This window comes from Pseudoalteromonas sp. MM1, from assembly GCF_030296835.1.
In the GTDB taxonomy this organism is placed as follows: Bacteria; Pseudomonadota; Gammaproteobacteria; order Enterobacterales; family Alteromonadaceae; genus Pseudoalteromonas.
On record NZ_AP027922.1, the window covers coordinates 430,205 to 454,092 of the forward strand.

General features: G+C 38.5%; 19 protein-coding genes and 1 pseudogene. 14 read left to right on the forward strand and 6 right to left on the reverse strand.

The window, feature by feature from the left end; translation table 11 throughout:
• Nucleotides 1–25: 25 nt before the first annotated feature.
• The 3 genes from QUE46_RS01900 to gorA all read right to left on the reverse strand — a co-directional run bounded on the left by QUE46_RS01900 (nt 26) and on the right by gorA (nt 3,216).
• On the reverse strand, nt 26–862 hold the full coding sequence (locus QUE46_RS01900; protein ID WP_286245989.1) for a mechanosensitive ion channel family protein: 837 nt from the start codon (nt 860–862) through the stop codon (nt 26–28).
• Between the two features lie 94 nt (nt 863–956).
• Nucleotides 957–1,586 carry a hypothetical protein gene (locus QUE46_RS01905; RefSeq protein ID WP_286245990.1) on the reverse strand — a complete coding sequence of 210 codons (630 nt, stop codon included), beginning with the start codon at nt 1,584–1,586 and terminating at the stop codon, nt 957–959.
• 268 nt (nt 1,587–1,854) lie between these two features.
• On the reverse strand, nt 1,855–3,216 hold the full coding sequence (gorA, locus tag QUE46_RS01910) for a glutathione-disulfide reductase (protein ID WP_286245991.1): 1,362 nt from the start codon (nt 3,214–3,216) through the stop codon (nt 1,855–1,857).
• A gap of 78 nt (nt 3,217–3,294) precedes the next feature.
• Between gorA and QUE46_RS01915 the strand changes: the two genes are divergently transcribed.
• The 7 genes from QUE46_RS01915 (at nt 3,295) to QUE46_RS01945 (ending at nt 11,924) form a co-directional block, all read left to right on the forward strand.
• A complete protein-coding gene (locus tag QUE46_RS01915) occupies nt 3,295–3,969 on the forward strand; it encodes a DUF2461 domain-containing protein (protein WP_286245992.1) in 675 nt (224 codons plus the stop codon).
• Nucleotides 3,970–4,056: 87 nt separating this feature from the next.
• Nucleotides 4,057–6,096 carry an oligopeptidase A gene (gene prlC / locus QUE46_RS01920; RefSeq protein WP_286245993.1) on the forward strand — a complete coding sequence of 680 codons (2,040 nt, stop codon included), beginning with the start codon at nt 4,057–4,059 and terminating at the stop codon, nt 6,094–6,096.
• A 131-nt stretch (nt 6,097–6,227) separates the two neighbouring features.
• Nucleotides 6,228–7,409, forward strand: a complete 1,182-nt coding sequence (locus QUE46_RS01925; RefSeq protein WP_286245994.1) for a PleD family two-component system response regulator — start codon at nt 6,228–6,230, stop codon at nt 7,407–7,409.
• 50 nt (nt 7,410–7,459) lie between these two features.
• Complete coding sequence (locus QUE46_RS01930; protein WP_286245995.1) at nt 7,460–8,215, forward strand: class I SAM-dependent methyltransferase; 756 nt, start codon at nt 7,460–7,462, stop codon at nt 8,213–8,215.
• A 243-nt stretch (nt 8,216–8,458) separates the two neighbouring features.
• Nucleotides 8,459–9,088 (forward strand): TnsA endonuclease N-terminal domain-containing protein, encoded by a 630-nt coding sequence (locus QUE46_RS01935; protein ID WP_286245996.1) that lies wholly within the window; start codon nt 8,459–8,461, stop codon nt 9,086–9,088.
• Nucleotides 9,085–10,926, forward strand: a complete 1,842-nt coding sequence (locus QUE46_RS01940) for a Mu transposase C-terminal domain-containing protein (protein ID WP_286245997.1) — start codon at nt 9,085–9,087, stop codon at nt 10,924–10,926. Before QUE46_RS01935 ends, QUE46_RS01940 begins: the two co-directional genes overlap by 4 nt.
• Nucleotides 10,923–11,924 carry a TniB family NTP-binding protein gene (locus QUE46_RS01945; protein ID WP_286245998.1) on the forward strand — a complete coding sequence of 334 codons (1,002 nt, stop codon included), beginning with the start codon at nt 10,923–10,925 and terminating at the stop codon, nt 11,922–11,924. Before QUE46_RS01940 ends, QUE46_RS01945 begins: the two co-directional genes overlap by 4 nt.
• A 181-nt stretch (nt 11,925–12,105) precedes the next feature.
• Here QUE46_RS01945 and QUE46_RS01950 read toward each other — a convergent pair whose 3' ends face one another.
• The 3 genes from QUE46_RS01950 to QUE46_RS01960 all read right to left on the reverse strand — a co-directional run bounded on the left by QUE46_RS01950 (nt 12,106) and on the right by QUE46_RS01960 (nt 14,128).
• The gene (locus tag QUE46_RS01950) at nt 12,106–12,483 is read right to left on the reverse strand and encodes a hypothetical protein (protein ID WP_286245999.1); all 378 of its coding nucleotides are present in this window, start codon (nt 12,481–12,483) and stop codon (nt 12,106–12,108) included.
• A gap of 101 nt (nt 12,484–12,584) precedes the next feature.
• A complete protein-coding gene (locus QUE46_RS01955; RefSeq protein ID WP_286246000.1) occupies nt 12,585–12,890 on the reverse strand; it encodes a hypothetical protein in 306 nt (101 codons plus the stop codon).
• A gap of 68 nt (nt 12,891–12,958) precedes the next feature.
• Nucleotides 12,959–14,128, reverse strand: coding sequence for an acyltransferase family protein (locus QUE46_RS01960; RefSeq protein WP_286246001.1), 1,170 nt, complete (start codon nt 14,126–14,128; stop codon nt 12,959–12,961).
• Nucleotides 14,129–14,278: 150 nt separating this feature from the next.
• Between QUE46_RS01960 and QUE46_RS01965 the strand changes: the two genes are divergently transcribed.
• The 7 genes and pseudogenes from QUE46_RS01965 (at nt 14,279) to QUE46_RS01995 (ending at nt 23,888) form a co-directional block, all read left to right on the forward strand.
• Nucleotides 14,279–15,424, forward strand: a complete 1,146-nt coding sequence (locus QUE46_RS01965) for a sensor histidine kinase (RefSeq protein ID WP_286246002.1) — start codon at nt 14,279–14,281, stop codon at nt 15,422–15,424.
• Nucleotides 15,402–16,016: a response regulator transcription factor gene (locus tag QUE46_RS01970; protein WP_145236016.1), complete on the forward strand. Its 615-nt coding sequence runs from the start codon at nt 15,402–15,404 to the stop codon at nt 16,014–16,016. The genes QUE46_RS01965 and QUE46_RS01970 overlap by 23 nt, the downstream gene beginning before the upstream one ends.
• Before the next feature lie 306 nt (nt 16,017–16,322).
• Nucleotides 16,323–16,919: pseudogene (locus QUE46_RS01975) on the forward strand (tyrosine-type recombinase/integrase).
• Nucleotides 16,920–17,242: 323 nt separating this feature from the next.
• Nucleotides 17,243–19,354: an EAL domain-containing protein gene (locus QUE46_RS01980; RefSeq protein WP_286246003.1), complete on the forward strand. Its 2,112-nt coding sequence runs from the start codon at nt 17,243–17,245 to the stop codon at nt 19,352–19,354.
• A complete protein-coding gene (locus tag QUE46_RS01985) occupies nt 19,345–20,268 on the forward strand; it encodes a diguanylate cyclase (RefSeq protein ID WP_286246004.1) in 924 nt (307 codons plus the stop codon). The genes QUE46_RS01980 and QUE46_RS01985 overlap by 10 nt, the downstream gene beginning before the upstream one ends.
• A gap of 83 nt (nt 20,269–20,351) precedes the next feature.
• Nucleotides 20,352–21,620 (forward strand): PotD/PotF family extracellular solute-binding protein, encoded by a 1,269-nt coding sequence (locus QUE46_RS01990; protein WP_286246005.1) that lies wholly within the window; start codon nt 20,352–20,354, stop codon nt 21,618–21,620.
• A gap of 9 nt (nt 21,621–21,629) precedes the next feature.
• Nucleotides 21,630–23,888: an ATP-binding protein gene (locus QUE46_RS01995; protein ID WP_286246006.1), complete on the forward strand. Its 2,259-nt coding sequence runs from the start codon at nt 21,630–21,632 to the stop codon at nt 23,886–23,888.

A 23,888-nucleotide genomic window follows, 5' to 3' on the forward strand; every position in this document is an offset into this window, starting at 1 on the left:
GCCCTAGTAACCTAACATGCGAGGCTTACGCCTCGCTTTGATCTTCTTTGTTTTTCTTCGCTTCTTCGTACCACAAATCCATAAAGCTCTCAGTTAACTTATGCTCAATCTCAAGGGCCTTATGAGTCGGGCAAAATAGCGTAAAGTTTGCTTTAAATTCTCCAAGCTCTGTAGTGCTAAAATGTATTACAGGCTCAGGGCCTGAAATTTTAGCATCTAACTTACGCTCTATCATTGAGTTGTAACGGCTTGCTACTTCTTCAAACTCTTCACAATATTGCTTCGCTTTTTCGGTTAGTGGTGCGTGAATAGGGTAAGGGTTAAAACTTTCTCTTCTTACAATTGTAAAGTGATGGGTGGCAAAACGTTTTACAAAATTTAAATTTTTTATAGAGCTAGTAATAAGCTTGTTGTTGGGGATGTATATAGTTTTACGTGAAAATTGATAAGTGTGAATATCAATTTCATGCAAGGTGGTTTTTATCCAATCAGTCTCGGCCACTTCGCCAAAGTAATCACCTACTTGTATCCAGTCACCTACTCTAAATGGGCGCGTCGTAACAAGGTAAAAAAAGCCGATAACACACTGTATAAACTCGCGAGTTGCAAGCACTATAGCCACCGCAAACGCAGCAATAGACAGCGCAAAATTTTGTATTTCGGTCGACCACACAAATAGCAACGACAACACCATAACAAAATTAATAAAGTGCTTAATGTTATGGGTGATGTAACGAATATCTTTTTCTTTTTTTTCAGCGCGGTTTCTTGCCAGTTTATCAACCAGTACTTTAAGCACGAAGGCAATGGCAAGCACGAATAGCGACACTAAAAAAGGGTGCATGAGTATGTCTTTAATCATAACGTCCAATTACGAGAAGGGATAAGCACACTAAGTATATTGAGTAATCAAACCAATTAGCAAATTTAACCTGCATAAAATCATTTATTTACAGCTAGGCTGTTCGCTCTGTAAAAGAGACCTGCGCGTGTTTGGCCTGTTTTTGGCAAAATAATACAAGCTCAATAGCAGCGATAAAAATAAGTGTATAACTTAGGGTTTCTATACCTTCCTCAATAATGTTTTTAACTACCCGAACGTAGTGTTCTCCCATCACTGAGTGCCAAAACTCACCTTTGCCCATCATTCTCGAAAACGCCAATAAAGTGACTAAACCAGACAGGCAAATACCATAGCTTGGCGTTTGTGCATAGGCTTTTAAGGAACTGTATATATGCCCTTTTTGAACGATTAGGTAAAGTATTACCAAGGCTAAAAGAGTGTACACAATAGTTTGCCATGCGCCATCAAACACATACATATCTAGGTATGTATCAAACTCTCGTACAAACATAGCAGCCGACAGTGCAGCCAATAAAAGTGCAGCTATTTTAGTTTCAGAGTAAATACGTGATGCGTAGAAAAACAGTATACAACTTAAAAACGTTAAAATATCTTGCATGTGTTCGGTAAGTGTCTCTTCACTGTAGAGTGCGTTTTGCTGTAAATCAAAACCTTCGAGTTGAATTAAAAAAGCCACGCCTGCTAAGCATAATAAGTAAATAAACGATCGCAGTAAGAACATATAAAAGTCCAATTTGAGAACAATGTGCGGCAGTTTAATTATAAAAATGGCTAAAAGCCAAAACATTATAGAAACTTTTTTAAAATTCGCCGGTCTAAAATTTTACTGTTAAATTAATGGGTTAGATGTTTTATTTGTGTTTTTTTTGATGTATTACTTGTAACGGTATTGGTTAATTAGTTGTGCAGCTTAGGTATAAATACGTAAAGCATAAAAAAGCCCTTACTCATACAGAGTAAGGGCTTTTAAAGTTATAAGCAGGGCACGCTTAGCGCATGGTAACAAACTCTTCAGAGCCTGTTGGATGCAGTGCAACAACCGCATCAAAATCAGCTTTTGTTGCGCCCATTTTCATCGCGACCGCAAAGCCTTGAATCATCTCATCAACAGCAAAACCAATACCATGTAAGCCAACTACTTTTTCTTCAGGGCCTACGCATACCAGCTTCATTGCACAAGGCTGACGATGTTGTGTAACGGCTGTGTACATAGCGGCAAAGCCCGACTTGTACACTTTTACATTTTCTTCGCCGTGGCGAGCAATAGCTTCTTGCTCGGTTTCGCCAATAGTACCAATAGGTGGGTGGCTAAATACCACAGTAGGTACAAGGCTGTAATCCATTTTTAAGTCATCAGGGAGATCTTTATTAAATAAGCGCTCTGATAGGGTACGGCCAGCTTTAACAGCAACAGGCGTAAGCTCAATACCGTGCTCAATAATATCGCCTACAGCATAAATACCAGGTACGTTTGTATTTTGATATTCATCTACTTTTACATAACCAGAGCTATTTAGTTCAACCCCTGCTGCTGCAATGTTAATTACATCGGTGCTTGGCTCGCGGCCAATAGCCCAAATTACTTGGTCAACATTTTGGCTGTAACCATTTTCAAAATGTATGGTTAAGCTGCCATCACTTTCTTTAACCACTTCTTTAGGTGAGCATTCAGTATGTAGTGTTGGGCCTTCTTTTTTCATGATCTCTACCAGGGTTTCAACCAGTAGCGTATCAAAATTACGAAGCGGGGCATGTTTGCGCACAAATAAGTGAGTTTCAGTGCCTAAGCCATGCAGTACACCAGCAAGCTCTACAGCAATGTAGCCTGCGCCAATTACTGCCACTCGCTTTGGCTGCTCTGTTAATTCAAAAAAGCCATTTGAGTCAATGCCGTATTCTGCACCTGGGATATTAGGTGTATGTGGACGTCCACCTACTGCAATCAAAATATGATCAGCCGTGTAATGCTCACCGTTTACTTCTACGGTTTTGCTATCAACAAATTTAGCAAAACCATTAATTACGGTTACGCCATTGTTAGCTAAACCGTTATCGTATCCTTTATGAATACGGCCAATGTAGGCTTCGCGGCTTTCAACGAGTTTGCTCCAGTTAAAGTCTTTTACTTCTACGTTAAAGCCGTAATCAGGTGCATATAAATTAATTGCTTCAGCAACTTGTGCGCCATGCCACATTACTTTTTTAGGCACACAACCTACATTTACACAGGTACCACCCATGTGTTTTGCTTCGATAAGTGCTACTTTAGCGCCACGCATTGCCGCACGGTTAGCAGAGGCAATACCGCCACTACCGCCACCGATTGCAATATAATCAAAGTGTTGTGTCATTTTATGTCCTTAGGCGTTGAGTTTTATGCGCATTAGCATAACATTAAGTTTTAAAAATAAAGAGTGTTTAGGTGACCTATGTTTAGTAAAAAAACATTCGAATTTCTAACTCAGCTTGATCAAAATAATAATAGAGACTGGTTTAATGACCATAAATCACAATATGAAGAATACGTAAGAGAGCCCGCATTAGATTTCATTAGGCAAATGCAAACACCGCTTGCTGAGGTTTCTAGTCATTTTGTCGCATCAGATAAAAAAGTGGGCGGCAGCTTAATGAGAATCCATAAAGATGTGCGTTTTAGTAAAGATAAAACCCCATATAAAATTAATGTAGGGATTCAATTTCGTCATTTTATGGGAAAAGATGTGCACGCCCCTGGTTTTTACTTTCATTTAGCAAATGACGAATGTTTTATAGGGGCTGGTATTTGGCGACCAGAATCAAAGGCGCTTAACGCAATCAGAACCTGCATAGATGAAAACCCAAACAGCTATAAAAAAGCAATTTATAAAGATCAATTTAAATCTATCTTTGAAATGTCAGGAGAGTCGCTAAAACGCCCACCAAGAGGTTTTGATAAAGAGCACCCCTTGATAGATGAGCTAAAGCGAAAAGACTTTATAGCCATTAGCCCGCTCACTCAAAAACAAGTATGTAGCAATAATTTAGTTGATACCGTGCTCGAGCGTTATAAAGTGGCTGATTCATTAATGGGTTATTTGTGTTTTGCTTTGGAGCAACCATATTAAAATTTCACAACTTAAAAGCAGTTGAGTTGTTTTTTTACCTTATAGACCCAATCTAAAACGTAATGCATTAACGCAAAGAGAGTATTTATGAGCAACCCACTAATTGGCCTAGAAGGCTTACCCCCGTTTTCAAAAATAAAGCCTGAGTACGTAGTACCGGCACTAAAGCACGGTATAGAGCAATGTCGTAAAGCCATAGATGACGTGCTAGCGAAAGGCTCGTTTACATGGAACGATTTAGTATTACCCCTTGAAGAAGCCGACGACAAACTCTCGCGTATGTTTTCACCAGTGTCGCACCTCAATTCAGTCATGAATAACGACGCGCTGCGTGAAGCCTACGAGCAATGTTTACCGCTAATATCTGAGTACTCAACATTTGTAGGGCAGCATCAAGGCTTGTACGAGGCGTATAACACGCTTTATAACAGCGACGAATTTAAAACTCTGAGCACTGCGCAGCAAAAAACAATAACCAACGCCCTACGTGATTTTAAACTTTCAGGCATTGCATTATCAGCAGACGATCAAAAGCGCTACGGCGAAATTAGTACGCGTTTATCTGAACTTGCCTCTAAATTTGGCAACAACGTAATGGATGCAACGCTTGCATGGCATAAGCACATTACCGATGAAAGCCAATTAGCAGGCTTGCCAGAGTCGGCGTTAGCGCTTGCCAGCGAAACAGCTAAAAGCAAAGATTTAGATGGCTGGGTATTCACGCTTGATTTTCCGTCTTACTTACCGGTAATGACCTATGCAGATGACCGCGAACTGCGCAAAGAAACCTACACTGCATTTTGTACCCGCGCTTCAGATCAAGGCCCTAATGCGGGGGAATTTGATAACTCAGCCATAATGGAAGAAGAGCTTGCGCTTCGCCATGAGCTATCGCAGTTGTTAGGATTTAATAACTACGCTGAAAAATCATTAGCAACTAAAATGGCCGAATCGCCAGCGCAAGTTTTCTCCTTTTTAGAAGACTTAGCCGCTAAGTCTAAGCCACAAGCAGAGCAAGAAGTGGCAGAGCTAAAAGCCTATGCAGAGCAAAAACATGGTATATCTGAGCTTCAAGCATGGGATTTTGGTTACTACAGCGAAAAACTCAAGCAAGAAAAATACGCAATTTCAGATGAAGTACTGCGCCCTTACTTCCCTGCAGATAAAGTGCTTAGTGGTTTATTTGAAACCGTTAACCGCCTTTTTGGTATTAAAGTAAAAGAAGTAAGCGACTTTGATAGCTACCACAGCGACGTTCGCTTTTTTGAAATTTTTGATAGCAGCAACACGTTGCGCGGTCGTTTTTATCTTGATTTATATGCACGCGAGCGCAAACGTGGCGGAGCCTGGATGGATGACTGTATGGGACGTAAAGTGCGTGCCAGCGGCGAATTACAAACACCCGTGGCGTACTTAGTGTGTAACTTTAACAAAGCGGTAGGCGACAAACCGGCGCTATTTACACATGACGAAGTAACTACGCTTTTCCACGAATTTGGCCATGGTATACATCACATGCTTACCCAAGTAGATGCTGCACCTGTTGCTGGTATTAACGGCGTTGCATGGGATGCCGTAGAGCTACCAAGCCAATTTTTAGAAAACTGGTGTTACGACGAAGAAGCGCTGAGCTTTATTTCAGGCCACTTTGAAAGTGGTGAGCCATTACCAAAAGAGCTACTTGATAAGCTACTAGCTGCTAAAAACTATAATTCTGGCATGCAAATGCTGCGTCAGATTGAGTTTTCGTTGTTCGATTTTAGAATCCACCACGACTACCAGGCAAATCAAGCGTGTCAAATTCAAGCGATTTTAAACGACGTGCGTAGCCGCACATCGGTGGTTAATCCGCCTGAGTTTAACCGTTTTCAACATGGCTTTAGTCATATTTTTGCAGGCGGTTACAGCGCCGGTTACTACTCGTACAAGTGGGCAGAGGTACTCTCTGCAGATGCGTTTTCTAAATTTGAAGAAGAGGGTATTTTTAACGCCGAAACAGGTAAAGCCTTCTTAGAAAATATTTTAGAAAAAGGCGGCAGTGAAGAACCTATGGCGTTATTTAAAAAGTTTCGCGGGCGCGAGCCAAACGTAGATGCTTTACTGCGTCACAGTGGTATAGCTGCATAAACAACTACTTAACCTTATAAAGCGCCTATATGGCGCTTTTTTTATGTTTTTTAATATATTGGCCAATTGTTTTTAGTAATTTTAACCTCCCGTACTATGCTTTGTGTATACGCAGCAAAATGGACTAAGGCATGGCAAAGTTGGTACTGGCAATCGATGACGATAAGTATGTGCATCGAATTATTGAAGAGGCTTTAGCGGGCTTTTGTAAAATTATTCACGCTAAAGATGGTGAAGAAGGACTTAGGCTGACCAAAAAGTACAACCCAGATATTATTTTACTTGATATAGAAATGCCTGGTAAATCTGGCTACCAAGTATGCCAAGCGTTAAAAGAAGATGAGTCGACACACGATATACCCGTTATGTTTTTGTCTTCTAAGGTGGAACTTAGCGATAGAGTAAAAGGCTACAGCGTAGGGGCATCTGACTACATTATAAAACCCTTCAACACCGAAGAGCTAATGGCACGCATTAAAGTGCTTTATGAGTATCGCCAGCAATGTGAAAAGCTAAAGTTTGACGTAGCTAAAGCGCAAAATACCGCCGCAATGGCCATGGCGGAGTCTGGTGATATGGGGCGTATTGTTAGGTTTGTGGGGCAAAGCTATCACTCTCATAACTTTCAGTCATTAAGCGAGCACTTGCTTGCTTTTTTTAGCCCGTTTAATTTAGATGTTGTTATCGTGTTTTGGTATCAAGGGGGGAGCTTTTTTTATAGTTTAGAAAGCGGTGTATGCCCGCTCGAGCAAGAGCTTTTAGAACAACACCGTAATGCCAATCGATTTGTTGATATTGGTAGCAGCACCATTATTAACTACCCCAAAATATCTTTATTAATTAAAAATATGCCTGCAGATAATCGCGCTTTATACGGCCGTTATAAAGATTTATTCCCGCATATTCTTGAGGTGACAAACGAAAAGGTCGTTGCTATGGAAAGAAACGAAAATAGCTTTGAGCAAGCCACCCAAATTAGTACTGCTTTGCAAGATATAGTAAAGCAGCTTACCAGCCAAAATGTTGTACAAAACGACTACACACGGCAGTTTATAGAGCAGTTGCATGAGCTAAACTGCGCAATTAAACAAACACAAGCACAGGCAAACCCTGCTGATTTAACCTTATACATGTCTCAATTAGACGAAACTATGCAGCTATTAGTGACCGCAAATAGTGATTTAGCGTTTATAAAGTATCAACTTAAACAAGTTACCGAAAGCCGCAACGAATTATTGTGCAGTTTACGCTCAAAAGTAGAAGAGGCCAGCTCACATAGTCTTGCACACCAAAGCGATATAGAGCTATTTTAGTGCTTTAACGCTTGTTATACTGCAGCTGAAATTTTTCGTCGGAGTGTGTAGTGGTTATTCAGTGTGCTTTTAAAGAGTGTCGCCCATATTTAAATGAGCTAGAAACGCGTTTTAACTTAGCCCAATGGGCGCAAAGTTGCAGCGGTTTTACTCTGCATTACGACGATAAAGGGCTGAGCCTTTTAAAAAGCGATGAACCTAAACTTGGCGCAATAAACGTTGACTTTGTTACAGGTGCTGTTGCTCATAGGCGTAAATTTGGTGGCGGCAAAGGCCAGTCAATCGCAAAAGCGGTAGGGTTAAACAAAGGTGCAACACCAATAGTATTAGACGCAACGGCAGGCCTTGGCCGAGACGGCTTTGTATTAGCGTCACTTGGCTGTAAGGTTATACTGCACGAGCGCCATCCTGTGGTAGCGGCTTTATTGTTTGATGGCTTAAAACGCGCGTATGAGGATGCAGAGATTGGCTCTTGGATGCAGCAAAATATGAGCCTTATATTTGGCTCAAGCCACACATTGTTAGAGCAGTGCGAGAGCATGCCCGATGTCGTGTATTTAGATCCTATGTTCCCACACCGTGAAAAGTCAGCGTTAGTAAAAAAAGAAATGCGAGTATTTCAAGAGCTTGTTGGCGCAGACAACGACGCCGATGACTTGCTTGAGTTTGCCTATCCACTTGCCAGTAAGCGCGTTGTCGTTAAGCGCCCCGATTACGCACCATTTTTAAACAATCAAACGCCAAGCATGCAAATTAAAACCAAAAAGAACCGTTTTGACGTTTATGTAAAAGCGGCCATGGTTTAAAGGCTGCTATTACGTTAGCTGATCGGCTTTAAGGATTGTCGCTGAAACCATACCTTGACATAATACAACCATACGGTGACATAATTAAACCATACTTTGTCATAAACCCCCTTATTGAAAATGATGCTAAAAATAAATTCCATTATAATCAATTTTTTATGTATTAATTGAACCATAGTGTGACATAGTGATCTTTTATTTGTATAGTATGTGTACTAAAGTGATAAAAATAAATATTTACTTATGTATATACGTAACTTAAGAAAGCCATCCCCAAATAAAAATGTATTTAAATTTGCGAGCACTAAAGTTAGTAGTGTAGTTATGTGTGAGAGCACATTAGAGTTTGATGCATGTTTTCATCATGAATATAACGACTTGATAGAGAGTTTTGGGAGTCAGCCTGAAGGCTTTAAATATGAGTTTATGGGTAAAAGCTTACCTTACACACCCGATGCACTAATTGCGTATACTAATAAAACCCAAAAATACCACGAATATAAACCTTATTCTAAAATTGCTTCTCCACTATTTAGAGCTGAATTTGCTGCCAAAAGAGCTGCATCATTAAAATTGGGAATTGATCTTGTTTTAGTCACTGATAGACAGATTAGGGTAAATCCAATATTAAACAACTTAAAGCTATTACACCGATATTCAGGCGTTTTCGGTATAAGTAGCATTCAAAAAGAGTTACTTAATTTTATTCATAAATCTGGGGCAATTAAGCTAAATGATATAAGCCGCCAGATTGGCTTACCTATTGGCGAGGCTCGCTCTTATTTATTCGCACTAATGGGTAAGGGATTGATCAAAGCTAACTTAGGTATTGATGATCTAACTAATAATCCAACCTTGTGGGTTACACCATGACAGATTTTTTTAATGAGTTTGATGAATCACTAGCGCCATTAAAACCACAAACGCCCACACAGTACGTCAAATTAGATGATGCCAACTTAACCCAGCGTGATCTGGATACCTTTACTGACGCTTTAAAAAACCAAGCGCTACAAAGGTATAAGCTAATTAGCACTATAGATAAAAAACTTTCACGCGGCTGGACCCAACGAAATTTAGATCCTATTTTGGATGAGCTTTTTAAAGGAGGTGACGTAGTTCGGCCAAATTGGCGGACTGTTGCTCGTTGGCGTAAAAAGTATATTGACAGCAACGGTGATATTGCCTCCCTTGCTGATAAAAACCACAAAATGGGAAACAGAACTAACCGTATAAAAGGGGATGATAAATTTTTTGATAAAGCATTAGAACGATTTTTAGATGCTAAAAGACCTACTGTTGCAACAGCATACAAGTACTACAAAGACCTAATTGTTATTGAAAATGAGAATATTGTTGAAGGCAAAATTCCAATCATATCTTACACTGCTTTTAATAAAAGAATTAAAGCAATACCCCCATACGCGGTGGCTGTAGCAAGGCATGGTAAATTTAAAGCAGATCAATGGTTTGCTTACTGCGCTGCACACGTACCGCCTACAAGAATATTAGAGCGGGTAGAGATTGATCATACACCACTTGATTTAATTCTACTTGATGATGAGTTACTTATTCCCATTGGAAGACCTTATCTAACATTACTTATTGATGTATTTAGTGGCTGTGTCCTTGGTTTTCATCTTAGTTATAAATCTCCTTCCTACGTATCTGCTGCTAAGGCTATTACTCATGCTATTAAACCAAAGAAACTTGATGCTATGAGTATACAATTACAAAATAATTGGCCTTGCTTTGGTAAGTTTGAAAACTTAGTTGTAGATAATGGTGCTGAATTTTGGTCTAAAAATCTAGAGTATGCTTGTCAGTCAGCAGGAATAAATATCCAATATAACCCTGTACGCAAACCTTGGCTAAAGCCTGTCGTAGAGCGTTTTTTTAAAGTCATAAATCAGTATTTAATACCAGAATTTCCAGGAAAAACATTCTCAAATATTTTAGAAAAAGAAGAATATAAACCTGAAAAAGATGCAATTATACGTTTTTCAACGTTTGTAGAAGAGTTCCAACGCTGGATTGTAGATGTATACCATCAAGATAGTGACTCTCGTGAAACGCATATCCCAATCAATAAGTGGCAACAAGGATATGATGTCTATCCTCCTTTAGCTATGAGTGAAGAAGAAGAAGCGCGTTTTACTATGTTAATGCGTATCTCTGACTCAAGAACGTTAGGTAGAAATGGTATAAAGTTTGAAGAGCTAATGTATGACTCGACTGCTTTAGCTGATTATCGTAAACATTATCCGCAAACTAAGGAAACTGTAAAAAAACTGATTAAAGTCGACCCTGATGACATTTCAAAAATTTATGTTTACTTAGAAGAGCTTGAAAGCTACCTAGAGGTACCTTGTACAGATCCTACCGGTTATACGGATGGGCTAAGCATCTATGAACATAAAATAATAAAAAAAATTAATAGAGAAACCATTAGGGAATCTAAAAATAGTCTGGGCTTAGCTAAAGCACGTATGGCGATTCATGAGCGAGTAAAGCAAGAGCAAGAAGCTTTCATTGAATCAAAAACTAAAGCAAAAATTACAGCCGTCAAAAAGCAGGCTCAAATAGCTGATGTAAGCAATACAGGAACGGGCACTATTAAGGTTTCTGAAAAAAGTGCAGCCCCTGTGCAAAAAAATATAAGTAACGATTTATTTGATGATTGGGATGATGACTTAGAGGCATTTGAATGAATGCCTTAACAGAAATACAGATAGAACAGTCGCACAACTTTAGCGATTGCATTGTTATGCACACGCAAATTAAAACAATTTTTAATGACTTTGATGAGCTGAGATTAAACCGTAAATTCCAAACAGACCAACAGTGTATGCTATTAATTGGTGATACAGGAGTTGGAAAAAGCCATACCATTAATCACTACAAAAAAAGAGTTCTAGCTACACAGAGTTATAGCCGAAACACTATGCCAGTGCTAATAAGTCGTATATTTAGGGGGAAAGGCTTAGATGCTACTTTAGTCCAAATGCTGGCAGATCTGGAGCTATTTGGAAGTAGTCAAATTAAAAAGCGAGGCTACAAAACAGACCTTACTAAAAAGCTTGTAGAGAGCTTAATTAAAGCTCAAGTTGAGTTACTCATCATTAATGAGTTTCAGGAGTTAATAGAGTTTAAAAGCATACAAGAGCGGCAACAAATTGCGAATGCATTAAAGTTTGTTAGTGAAGAAGCCAAAGTGCCAATAGTACTGGTTGGTATGCCTTGGGCTGCAAAAATAGCTGAAGAACCACAATGGGCTTCTCGCTTAGTTAGAAAAAGAAAACTTGAATACTTTAGCCTAAAAAATGACAGCAAGTACTTTCGCCAATATTTGATGGGGTTAGCTAAGAAAATGCCATTTGATACGCCTCCCAAGCTGGAAAATAGGCATACCACAATGGCGTTATTTGCTGCATGTCGAGGGCAGAATAGAGCTCTCAAACACCTACTATCAGAAGCTTTAAAATTAGCAATGAGTTGTAACGAGTATCTTGAAAATAAACATTTTATTACTGCTTATGAAAAGTTTGATTTTTTTAATGATAAGGAAAAACTAAAATCAAAAAATCCTTTTAAACAAGATGCTAAAGATATTGTTATTTATGAGGTGATTAAAAGCTCATCCTATAACCCAAATGCATTAGATCCTGAAGATATGCTAATAGGTCCTGAATTCGCAATAGTAAAGTAAGCTGCACTAGCCTAGGGTCGATTAAGTAGATTCATAAGGATAAATCTTCAGGTTAGATTCGTGTGATTAAATCAAGTCTGACAGTCGCATATGTGTCTTGAGCGGTTATTCAAGCGTAACTTGTTTATGCCCCTTTATGAGTTAACGTAAATACTCTATAGGTCGACTTTGAGCGAAGCAGTCAATCAAAAGTTTTGATGTCTGAAGTCAAGATTTGATCCTCGTTGGCTTTTTCAAAACGAATGGGCACGAGCTTTTGTAATAGTGGCAACACAAGCAAAGACTCAGAGCGATTATCAATACAAACAACGGCATTTGCACTACTCAGCGCTCTCACCAATGCGGTAACAGGGGTTATATCGTCCAAAGACTCAATAAAACAATTGTCTTTCTCAAACTCACTAATATCGTCGAAATACGCATCAGGCGAAAAACAATATAATTCAAGCGGCTTAACTACCGCGTTATTGTTGTTTGATAGTTTTTTCCCTAACACGATGAGTGGATGAGCTTTTTTATCCAATCCGAGCTTAAGCAAAAGCATATTTTTTAAATCCATGTACTTCACTGAATACCAAATTAAAATAGCGTCATAATTTTATCGTGCATTATTAGGTACATTAAAACAATAACTATTTTGATGAATTACCAGCGATTGCGCTATGCGCTATGAGTAAGTAATTTAATCCATTCATCTGCGTTTGACACAATGAATTGATATTTATTGCCATCTTTTAATACGATTTCAATTGCATCATGTGTATAAGGCAAAATACCCGCAACTTTACCAGAGCACTTACTCACTTTTACAATTTCACGCCGTGCAAACATATAAGGTCCTAACCCAAATTGCGCATTAAACGGTGCAAAATGAATATCGGTGTTGGTTAGCCAAAATCTGCCGTCGGCTTTGATTGCCCCTTGTTGAATAGTGGCGATTGTCGATTTGATTGTTATTGCATGCATAATAGTATCTCTTGATGGCTCTTAATGTGTTAGTTTTGCTGCTTTAAGTCATTAACAAGTGACGACATTTAAGCTGACTGTATTAGCTTTATCTTGGTTTGCCTACCATTAAGTAGTGCGCCCAACCACGTATTTTTAACTAATAATAAATAACTTATTTGACCTATAAGTAATGTAACCACCACGCTAACTATAAACTTTACTAAAACTGGCAAATTAGTATTAATCAATGGCATCTGAATATAAATCAGCACTGGCACATGTATTAAATAAATCCAATATGATGCATTTGATATGCTGCAACTGAGCTTACTTTTGTGATTTAAAAAACGATGCCCAAGTAAAAACGTTATGGCGGTTAAAAAAATAGCACTCAGTCCTTGTGATAAAACATGTAATACATGTAGCTCTCCCGCTGCGGCAAAATACCCCGTAGTTGCGGCAGCAATCACTTCATCTAAGCTTGGCGCGGCTGGTAATAAAGAAAAATAACCAGTCAGTGATAGTGCAACACCCAAAATAAGAGGCCATAAGTACTTATGATATGAGCAAATGAGCTGCTGTTTTTTATTAAGCCCCACTCCCAACCAATAAAAACTGCCGTAAAAACCATACGACCATAACTGTGGCGTGAGTTTATCTGGAGCAGGAAATGGAATAGATTGCCCCATTAATGAAAACGTTAACACGATGGGAAGTACAACCCACATAAATAAAGGGTGAGCGCTAAGCGCATCGAATTTATTGCCTAATAAGTTAGTTGTTTTCAACAACCAGTGAATTAAGCAAAACTGGAATAAGTTCCACAAAAACCATAAGTGCATAGTGCTAACAACAGGCTCTTTAATAACTTTAAACACAGCAAAAATCGGCGGTATTGGATTAGCTATACCGGCTCCAAAACTCAAGGCATGGTAGTAAACGGCAAAGCTGAACGGTAAAAATACAATAAAAGGCAGTAGAATATGTTTACTGCGATGATGTAAAAAGCGCGCGTTGCTCGATTTATCTATTAAAAGTGTACTGCAAAACCCTGCAATAATAAAAAATAATGGCATCCGAAATAAGTGCAGCGTATGCGTAATATAATCAAATAGACCATGTGTGCTTGGGTCTGCCGTAAACCAAATATTGCGAAAGAACGGACTGTAGGCTAAAGCGGCATGAAATACGATGCCGAGCAATAGCGCGAGGCTGCGTAAATTATCAATGTAGTGTAATCGACTGTCTTTATTCATTAATGTGCCCAACTAACTTTTATTAATAAAGCATAAATGAATGAGGTTTCATGACACTAGTCACAAAGCTCATAGCCCGAGCTATGACAGATGTCACTGTTTTTACAACGCGAGTTCTGCAATAATTGCTAAAAAAATATGGCCACAGTAATGGAATCAACTATACGACATCCAACCGATTGGCATTTCTCAACATTGGCATCGTGGCTTGGGGTGACATTGGCGTGTGCCTATTATGCTAACTCAGAATTAGCGCTATATTTGCAAATCATAGTAAGTGGTTCCATTTTAGCTATTTTGCTGTATGTGTTAAAACAGCCTAACAAATTTGTTCACGGCGTAGCACTTGGCTATTTCCTGCTTATTTTGGCAATGATACAACTGAGTTCAACATCCTTAGTTTTTATCCACCTAGTGATGTTTACCGCGGTTTTTAGTCCTCATTTTTCGCTTCCTAAGATACTGGCTTGTGTTGTGGCCGCCATGCTGGTGTATGGTTTAACGCATTATGCGCGCTGGGAAAATGGCATTCCTTGGATCACGTTTACAATTTGGTTTTTCTTTTGCTTGATGAATTGGTTTGTTAGCCGGCGTATTGTCGAAAGTTTAAATACACATTACCAATCCCGCCAAAACTACAAAGAGTTAAAAGCCACCCAACACATGATGGGGGCGATGCATGCAGCGCAAGAGCGACAAAACATATCACGCGAGCTCCATGACTCACTCGGCCATAAGCTTACCGCGCTCAGCATTAATTTAGATTTTGCTAAAAGAGCAGCAAATGAAGCCACCGTTGAAACCCTCTCTCTTTGTCACCAACTTAGCCAAGAAGTATTGGCTGAGGTGCGCGAAATCGTTTCCACTCAACGCAATGACAAAACGATACTTAAGCAAGCTCTTGAGGCCATTTGCGAACTGACACCTAATTTACACTGTGATCTCCAACTAAGTAAAGAGACAGAGCAGCTACCTCAAGACTACGCCCTGTGTGTATTGCGGTTTACCCAAGAGATGATCAGCAACACCCTTAAACATACCCAAGCAAACCATTTTACTTTGCATGTAAATGTCACCCTCGTTGGCGAACAGCCGCTGTTAGTTGCAAAAGCGTATCACAATCAAGCAGAGACCCATTTACCAAAACAAGGGAACGGATTAGCAGGACTAAATGAGCGAATGGCACAATTTGGCGGTGAATTTTCACAACACCTTGAGCAAGAAACACTGATCAATACCATGACATTACCATTAAATTTAGAAGAAAAAAGCCATGATAAAGTGCCTACTAGTTGAAGATCAGACCTTAGTTCGTTTAGGCCTCGCTAATTTACTTAACCTTGATAGCGCCATTAATATCGAAGCCCAAGCTGAAGATGGCTTACAAGCGCTTGCACTATTAGCTGAGCATAGTTTTGACATTGCTTTACTCGATATGAGAATGCCGAATTTAGATGGGCTCGGCGTGCTGCAAAAAATGCGTGAAAAGGGTGATAAAACCCCCGTACTGATCATTACCACATTTGAAGATTGTGATGTCTTAGTCAAAGCCCTTAATCTAGGTGCTCGTGGGTATGTGCTTAAAAACATTGAACTTGAAGAACTCATTAGCGCTATAAAGCAGGTCGTTGCAGGAGAGCGAGTATTGCAAAGTGCAGTGACTGATTTTTTACTCAAAAAGCAACTAAGCCCTCAGCTCTGCTTAACGGACAAAGAACAAACCGTATTGCAGTGTTTGTCTTTAGGTATGCCAAACAAAGTGATTGCCAAAAAATTAGATAACTCTGAGGGGACTATTCGTAATCATGTGTCACAAATTCTTGCCAAATTAGACGTAAAAGACCGCACTCAGGCCGTTATAAAAGCCATTAATCAAAACCTAATTTAACACGCGAACAACACCAAATTACTATTTTTGATTAGGCTTAAGTGGTGCAATCAACATAAATAAGAGTAAACAAAACCAACTAATAAACAAACAGGCGACTATCCATGCGAGCTTTTCTTGGAGATCCACTTTTTGTGACCTAGCAATGAGTATGATTGGCATCACCCAAATCTTGATTCCAGACATTAAAGATCTTCAATTTGCTCATGGCACCGAACCGCCCGTCGACTCTAACTCATAACTGCCCAAACCCTAATCAGTAATACATTCGCTATCCTCATAATAACTTTTAAATAGGAGGTTACTATGAAACCAGAACTAAATCACAATGCTACTGGTGTGAAACGTCCTTTCAAGCTGGAAGAGATTTGGTGTATTCGCACTCGAATCGAAATTCAAAATAACTTGATGCAATTAGCGTTACTCAATTTGGCTATAGATAGTAAATTAAGATCATGTGATTTACTGTCTTTAAAAGTTCGAGATGTCGCTACCCAAGATCAAGTTTTTGAGAGGGTGCAATGGACACAAAAGAAAACAGGGATCGAAGTTCAATTTGAGATAACGCCGAGAACACAACAAAGTATTAGCCGTTGGGTTCAAGAAGTTAAATTGCAGCCTAAAGATTATTTTTTCCGGAGTTTACGTCGCTCTAATCAACCCATAAGCTATTCATATTACAGGTCTATTATCAGAAGTTAGGCTGAGCAGTTAGGGCTTGATTCTGATCTATATGGAACTCACTCAATGCGAAGAACCAAAGCGACTTTGGAGTATGCTCGAACCAAAAATATAAGGGCCGTTCAGTTACTGCTTGGCCATACAAAAATTGATAAAGCCATCAGATATCTCGGAATTGAAATTGAAGATGCAATTAAGATATCTAGAGAAACGGATTGTTAATTTAATATAGGTAGCAACACCAAGCTGCCTTTGCCCCAAAATGCGTTAATCTAAATACTGTAAAGCTCTGTTTTGAGAGAAGGCTTTGTGAAATCAGCGTATTTCTTTAATTTCTTTAGCTTTAAGTTATAAATTATTGAAGGTAATTGCGATGTTATTATTGTTATTATGCTCTGAATTTGCTGTTTTCGGGCAAAGTAAATCAACCTCAAAAACTACTCAAAAATCTACAAACAACATCTTAAGGCTAATAAAAAGTGTGTCGCAAATTTAGTGTTTTAGAGTTATTGTTAGTGGGTACAAAGTATTGAGGGGAAACCTAAATGGACAATTGCAGCGTTCTTATCATAGATGATGAAGAGATTAATACCATACAGCTAGAGCATGTTTTAGATGGAATTGGAAATATTTTAACTTCTAACAATAGCTCGGTAGCTATACCTCTGATTGAAAAAATTAAACCAGACATTTTAATTCTTGACCTAGAGATGCCTACAGTCAGTGGTTTTGAAATTTTAGAAGTGATACAGCAAAAGCCAACTCTGGCACATATTAGAACTATTGTTATTACATCTCACAGTGATCCCGCGATAGAAGAAAAAGCATTATCTTTAGGCGCGATAGACTTTATATCAAAACCCCTAAACCTCAGACTATGTAGAATTCGTATTGAAAATCATATAAAAATAAGAACACAAGAAAAAATATTACAACTCACACAAGCAGAACTATTTGCTGAAAAAGAACAGTTGAGAATTACGATAGATTCGATTGCAGATGCTGTTATTTCTACGGATAAAAACGCAAATATTGTGTACATGAACCCTGTAGCGCAAAGGCTTACAGGATGGTCACAAACTGCGGCGAAAGGTCGCCATATTGAAGAGGTCATGAAGTTATGCGACGCGACAACTAAAATACCGTCTATTAATCCTTTATCTGTTGCATTAAAAGAAAATAGACCTGTTGCTATGGCTTTAAATACACAATTGATCAGTAGGCAAGGCATAGAACATCGAGTTGAAGACAGCGCAGCTCCAATTCTTGATAAAAACCTTAACCAATGCGGCGCTGTTATGGTATTTCAAGATGTTAGCGAAGCTTTAGCTATGTCGATGCAGATGACATACCTATCTCATCATGACCAGCTAACCTCTTTACCAAATCGAATATTACTTCACGATAGACTTACGCAAGGTATCGCTAGGGCTGCTTTTAATGACACTAAGTTAAGCTTAATGTTACTTGATCTAGATAAGTTTAAGTTTATTAATGATGCCTTAGGGCACCATATCGGTGATGAGATAATTGCCCATATTGGTCACAGCTTGGATCGATTCGCATGTAACGATATTACAGTCGCACGTGTTGGGGGAGATGAATTTGCACTCGTTGTTCCTCACTCGGCTAATTCTTTAAGTTTAGAGCCACTGGTTAATCAGGTTCTTAATGTTATTGGTAAGCCTTTCAGGTCAGGTGGTGAGCAGCATGTTCTTTCAGCAAGTTTAGGCATAAGTGTGTACCCTGATGATGCATCAAGTGTAGAAGAAATGCTTCGCCATGCAGACTCCGCAATGTACAAAGCAAAAAACGAATCTGCTAATAGTTACTTCTATTTTAGTGATGATTTACAGGTTGAAATGAATAGGCGTCTTGAGGTTGGAAATAAACTAAGAAAGGCATTAGATGAAGATGATCTCGACGTTCATTATCAACCTAAATATGATTTAAACACTGACACACTGATTGGTGTAGAAAGCTTAGTTCGTTTAAAAGATGGGCAAGGTGGCTTTATTTCTCCTGTTCACTTTATTGAATATGCAGAAGAAACGGGGCTTATTTTTCGTTTAGGAGTACAAGTTCTTGAAAAAAGCTGCATTGCAGCAAAAGCGTGGCTTGATAAAGGTCTGCCGATTAAAGTTTCTGTAAATATATCTGCAAAACAATTTACAGACACTAAACTTGTAGATACTGTCGCCGAGATCCTTGAAAGAACGCAATTACCCAGCCGCTACTTAGAGCTAGAAGTGACAGAATCGGCCTTGATTGAAAACTTTGATTATACTGTCAGTCAATTAAAGCTTATCTCTAGTATGGGGGTCAGTATTGCTCTTGATGACTTTGGAACTGGGTATTCCAGTCTTTCATATTTGAGGTTGTTTCCACTAAATGTGTTAAAAATTGATCAGTCTTTTGTACGTGATATGCTCAACGATGAGCAAGCGTTCAATATTGTAACTACAATAATTGAACTGGCCCACTCTTTAAAGCTCCAAATTGTGGCTGAAGGGATTGAAACTTTACAACAAAAAGACCGGCTGCAAGAGCTTGGCTGTCAAATAGGCCAAGGTTATTTACTGAGCAAGCCTTTGGATTTCGGCAAGGCTGATAAACTAATACAAAGTAGTAAGGTTGAAGGATTATTATGTCCTTAAGTTTAAATCCATTATCAAAGTGTAAAGTATTTATTGTTGATGATGATGAGATGGTCAGGTTAAGTCTTGGTGTTTTTTTAGAAGAATATTTTGCTGTTGACACTTACCCTTCTGGTCAGGCTGTTTTAGAAGCCTGTGAAGATTTAATTCCAGATTTGATTTTACTAGATATTAATTTACCGGATATAAGTGGTCTGGATATTTGTAGGCGACTTAAGGCTAAAGCTACATTCGAAAATATTCCAATAATTTTTATCACTTCGACTTACGATACAGAGTGTCAAAATGCATGCTGGGAAGCTGGTGCTTCTGATTTTATTGGTAAACCCATTACAGCATCCACGTTGATACATCGTACAAAGAATCACTTAGAGAATAAGCTTCGACTAGAAAGGCTAATAGAGCTTACTTATGAAGATTCATTGACAGGCTTATTTAATCGGCACTATTTAGATCTTGAAGTTGCTAATGTTTTTAAACAAACTTCAAGAGAGAAGAAACCGTTCAGTTTGCTAATGCTTGATCTAGATTTCTTTAAATTATACAACGACCAATACGGACACCCTCAAGGAGATGCTTGTCTAAAAATAATTGCTGATGTTATTGAGCGCTCTATACATCGACCTCAAGATATTGCAATTAGATATGGTGGAGAAGAGTTTATCATTATACTACCATTCACAGACTTCGACGGAGTTAAATTCATATGTGATCGTATTTCAACAGAGCTTGAGGCGATTAATATCCCGCATGTTAAGTCTATATGGGGCCGCGCTACAGTCAGTATCGGTGGAGTTATCTACGAGCACCAAAATAAGATGAGCTTTGATGAACTGATTAATTGCGCAGATAAAGCGCTTTATGCAGCTAAAAGTGATGGACGAAACTGTTTTAGGCTTAGTTTTTGTGATTGATTTAGGCTTTTCTTACTGCTTTTTGTAGAAACCTCAGAAACATAGCCTATACTTTGAAGACTCTTAACTTAACAAGAAATACAATGGAACATTCCCAAAAGCGTCGAGATTTTCTAAAAACACTCGGTGTTGGTGCTGCGGCATCAACACTTGCGTTTAAAGTCCCTTATGTTTTTGCAAAGAACAAAGTAACCCTTCGTGTGATGGGAACGCATGTTACGTTGCAAGAAGAGCTTAGACAAAAAGCAATGCGCGAACTAGGTATAAACATTGAGTTTTCACCGATGGGTAGTGCCGCCGTTTTGCAAAAAGCAGCAGCAGACCCTAGTTCTTTTGATTTGTATGAGCAATGGTCTGACTCTATTAATATTCTCTGGCAAGCAAATGCCATTCAGCCAATCGAGGTTGATAGACTCGTTTATTGGGATGAAATAAACCCACTTTCCAAGACTGGCAAAATTGTACCTGATGCAAAGTTAGGTGCAGGCGATTCACCCAATAAGCTTCTTTATGCACAGCCTGATGGCTCTTTGGGAGAAACACCATCTAAATTAATTAGCTTCATGCCTTATGTACACAATGTCGATTCATTTGGCTATAACACGAATGCGATTGAAAAAGGTATTCCGTACGAAACAGAATCTTGGGCATGGTTATTAGATGAAAAGAATAAAGGCAAAGTTGCATTAGTTAATGCACCAACAATAGGTATCTTTGATGCTGCTTTAGCCGCTCAAGCTAAAGGGTTAATGAAGTTTAATGATTTAGGTAATATGAGTATTGACGAGATTGACCAATTATTTACCATTTTATTTGAAAAGAAACGGCAAGGTCATTTTTCAGGCTTTTGGACGTCAGTACCGCAATCTGTTGATTTTGTGAAAATGAACCGAGTGACCATTCAGAGTATGTTCTCACCAGGTGTCAGTGCGCTAAATGGGCAAGGCATTCCAGTAACCTATGCCTCACCAAAAGAAGGATACAGAGCATGGCATGGTGTCATGTGTTTATCAAAAAATACCCACGGGCATGTTAAAGATGCTGCGTATGAGTATATGAACTGGTGGTTATCCGGCTACCCAGGTGCGTTCATAGCAAGACAAGGATATTACATCTCTAATCCTAGCCGTAGCCAACCGCTTATGTCGAAACCTGAGTGGAATTATTGGTATGAAGGACAAGAAGCATCAACTAACTTGAAGGGAACAGATGGAAAAGTATCTATTAAAGTAGGCGAAATAAGGGATGGTGGCAGTTATATTAAACGCTTTTCGAATATTGCGGTTTGGAATACTGTGATGCCAAATTATGATTACAGTTTAGATAAGTGGTATGAACTACTTAACGCATAAGGAAGTAAATTGTTAAGTTTTTTTTCAAAATCTCTTGCTGTCAAAATGTCGCTAGCAATGGTGCTTGTCTTAGTCGCTATGAGTGCGAGTTACTTGATTATGAATCAAAGGCTTAAAACGATTGAGGACTCTTTCAATAACATCGGTAAGATTAGCAACTATGCTGTGGATATTTTAAAAATTAATAAAGATATTGTTGAGATGCAAAGGGATATCTCAGTTTATGGTGCATCAGGTAGTGCACCCGTTTTTAAAAAAATCATGGTAAATTATGGCAGTATTGAAAAGCGATTAGCTGAAATTAATGTAGGTCAAAGTTCAGAAAGCATTCAAATTCATCTTGATGGTATGACGGAGCTTGTAAGTCGTTATGGCGCTAATTTAAAAGTACTGACACTTCGCTTTACACAGCAAAATGACTTAATTGAAAAAGAATTACCACAAATATATTTTAATGCAGTTTTACTTCTTGAAGATTTAAAAGTTAAGGCTACTGATACAAATGAGAAATTGTTTGTTACAGAGTACCTTAACCTATGGCACATGCTGCATCGTGATGCTTATCAATTTTTAACAAAAAAAGATTATGCCAAAAGAGCTGCCGTTGAAAAAATACTGAACTCGCTATCTAAAAACGTTGCAGATAGATCTAAATTTGAAAATATGATCGATTTGGCTAATAGCTATCGAAATACTTTTTCAAAAAGTGTTCAGGCTAATCGAAACTATTTAAGTTTAGTAAATGTAGTAATGGCTGGAGATGCAATTGAATTTAGTACGCTTGCAAATAGTTTAAGGGAAGATTCGTTAACTCAACTAAAACAAATGAAACGGGATGCTCATAAAACGGTTTCAATGACAGAAAGCATTTTAAATGTGCTTGCTTTGATAGTTGTTATTTACATTGTCTCTCTATCAGCATTCTTTCACTTGCAAATTACACGTGCGATTAAACGCTTAACAAATAGCTTTACACATTTCTTAGACGGAGATTTGGAAGCTCCGATTTTTGATTTAAGACGAAAAGACGAAATTGGTATTTTAGCCAAGGCAGCTAATAAGTTTAGAGAACTAAGTAAAGACCTATCTGAAGCGAAGCAAAGTGCTGAGCATACAACAAAAGTTAAGTCAGAGTTTTTAGCAAACATGAGCCATGAAATTAGAACACCGATGAATGGTATTTTAGGCATGGCTCGCCAGATGGCCCGCACGACACTCACACAAGAACAAAGCAAAATGCTACACCTCATACAGTCCTCAGGTGCTAGCTTATTAGTGATTATTAACGACATTCTTGATTTAAGTAAAATTGAGGCTTCAAAAATTGAACTTGAGTCTGAACCAGTAGATTTAAGCTATCTTTTAGAGGAGTTTAAACACTTATTTCAGGAGCAAGCAGAGAGTAAGAATATTCAGCTTTATATCTCTACAACTCCGGAAGTTGAAAAACTGGCTTTTTTGGCCGACGAAACACGCTTAAAGCAGGTATTGATAAATTTACTAGGTAACGCTGTAAAGTTCACAGAGAGAGGAAGCGTTTCGTTAACAGTAAACATACAAGAGATTGGGCTTGATGAAGTAAAGCTTACGTTTAATGTCTCAGACACAGGGATCGGGATTGCAAGTGAGCACTTGAGTACACTTTTTGAAGCATTTTCTCAGGCAGATACCTCTATTACAAGACGTTTTGGTGGTACAGGGCTGGGCCTCACTATATCAAATAGATTATTAGATTTGATGGAAGCACCTCTACAAGTCGAAAGTGCACTAGGTGAAGGATCTCATTTTTATTTTTCTCTGTTAGCAAAGCGCACACTATCTTCAATGGACTTAGATCACAAAGATGTTTTATTAACTAAACCTAAAGAAGATATAGATTTATCTAATATTAATGCCCTTGTTGTTGAAGATAATGACATTAATCAGATAGTAATTGAAGCGATGCTTAATGAATTTAATATCACCTCTATAAATATGGCAAATAATGGTCAAGAAGCTGTTGAACAATGTGAGCTAGGTATATTTGATATCATCTTTATGGATATGCAAATGCCAGTATTAGATGGTCCGCAAGCCACTTTAAAAATTAGAGAGCTTTCTGCTTTCAAACATACGCCAATTATAGCTTTAACTGCTAATGTATTAAGTGCTGACAAGCAACGCTGTTTTGATGCCGGAATGGATGATTATATCGCAAAGCCACTCGAGTATGACGTTTTAAGGTCAATTTTACTAAAGTGGTGTAGAACAAATATTGAACGGACATAG

What these genes read in the sequence shown, in the direction of transcription:
- QUE46_RS01900 (WP_286245989.1), bottom strand. Translation starts at nt 862, where the DNA reads ATGATTAAAGACATACTCATGCACCCTTTTTTAGTGTCGCTATTCGTG.
- QUE46_RS01905 (WP_286245990.1), bottom strand. Translation starts at nt 1,586, where the DNA reads ATGTTCTTACTGCGATCGTTTATTTACTTATTATGCTTAGCAGGCGTG.
- gorA (WP_286245991.1), bottom strand. Translation starts at nt 3,216, where the DNA reads ATGACACAACACTTTGATTATATTGCAATCGGTGGCGGTAGTGGCGGT.
- QUE46_RS01915 (WP_286245992.1), top strand. Translation starts at nt 3,295, where the DNA reads ATGTTTAGTAAAAAAACATTCGAATTTCTAACTCAGCTTGATCAAAAT.
- prlC (WP_286245993.1), top strand. Translation starts at nt 4,057, where the DNA reads ATGAGCAACCCACTAATTGGCCTAGAAGGCTTACCCCCGTTTTCAAAA.
- QUE46_RS01925 (WP_286245994.1), top strand. Translation starts at nt 6,228, where the DNA reads ATGGCAAAGTTGGTACTGGCAATCGATGACGATAAGTATGTGCATCGA.
- QUE46_RS01935 (WP_286245996.1), top strand. Translation starts at nt 8,459, where the DNA reads ATGTATATACGTAACTTAAGAAAGCCATCCCCAAATAAAAATGTATTT.
- QUE46_RS01940 (WP_286245997.1), top strand. Translation starts at nt 9,085, where the DNA reads ATGACAGATTTTTTTAATGAGTTTGATGAATCACTAGCGCCATTAAAA.
- QUE46_RS01945 (WP_286245998.1), top strand. Translation starts at nt 10,923, where the DNA reads ATGAATGCCTTAACAGAAATACAGATAGAACAGTCGCACAACTTTAGC.
- QUE46_RS01950 (WP_286245999.1), bottom strand. Translation starts at nt 12,483, where the DNA reads ATGGATTTAAAAAATATGCTTTTGCTTAAGCTCGGATTGGATAAAAAA.
- QUE46_RS01955 (WP_286246000.1), bottom strand. Translation starts at nt 12,890, where the DNA reads ATGCATGCAATAACAATCAAATCGACAATCGCCACTATTCAACAAGGG.
- QUE46_RS01960 (WP_286246001.1), bottom strand. Translation starts at nt 14,128, where the DNA reads ATGAATAAAGACAGTCGATTACACTACATTGATAATTTACGCAGCCTC.
- QUE46_RS01965 (WP_286246002.1), top strand. Translation starts at nt 14,279, where the DNA reads ATGGAATCAACTATACGACATCCAACCGATTGGCATTTCTCAACATTG.
- QUE46_RS01970 (WP_145236016.1), top strand. Translation starts at nt 15,402, where the DNA reads ATGATAAAGTGCCTACTAGTTGAAGATCAGACCTTAGTTCGTTTAGGC.
- QUE46_RS01980 (WP_286246003.1), top strand. Translation starts at nt 17,243, where the DNA reads ATGGACAATTGCAGCGTTCTTATCATAGATGATGAAGAGATTAATACC.
- QUE46_RS01985 (WP_286246004.1), top strand. Translation starts at nt 19,345, where the DNA reads ATGTCCTTAAGTTTAAATCCATTATCAAAGTGTAAAGTATTTATTGTT.
- QUE46_RS01990 (WP_286246005.1), top strand. Translation starts at nt 20,352, where the DNA reads ATGGAACATTCCCAAAAGCGTCGAGATTTTCTAAAAACACTCGGTGTT.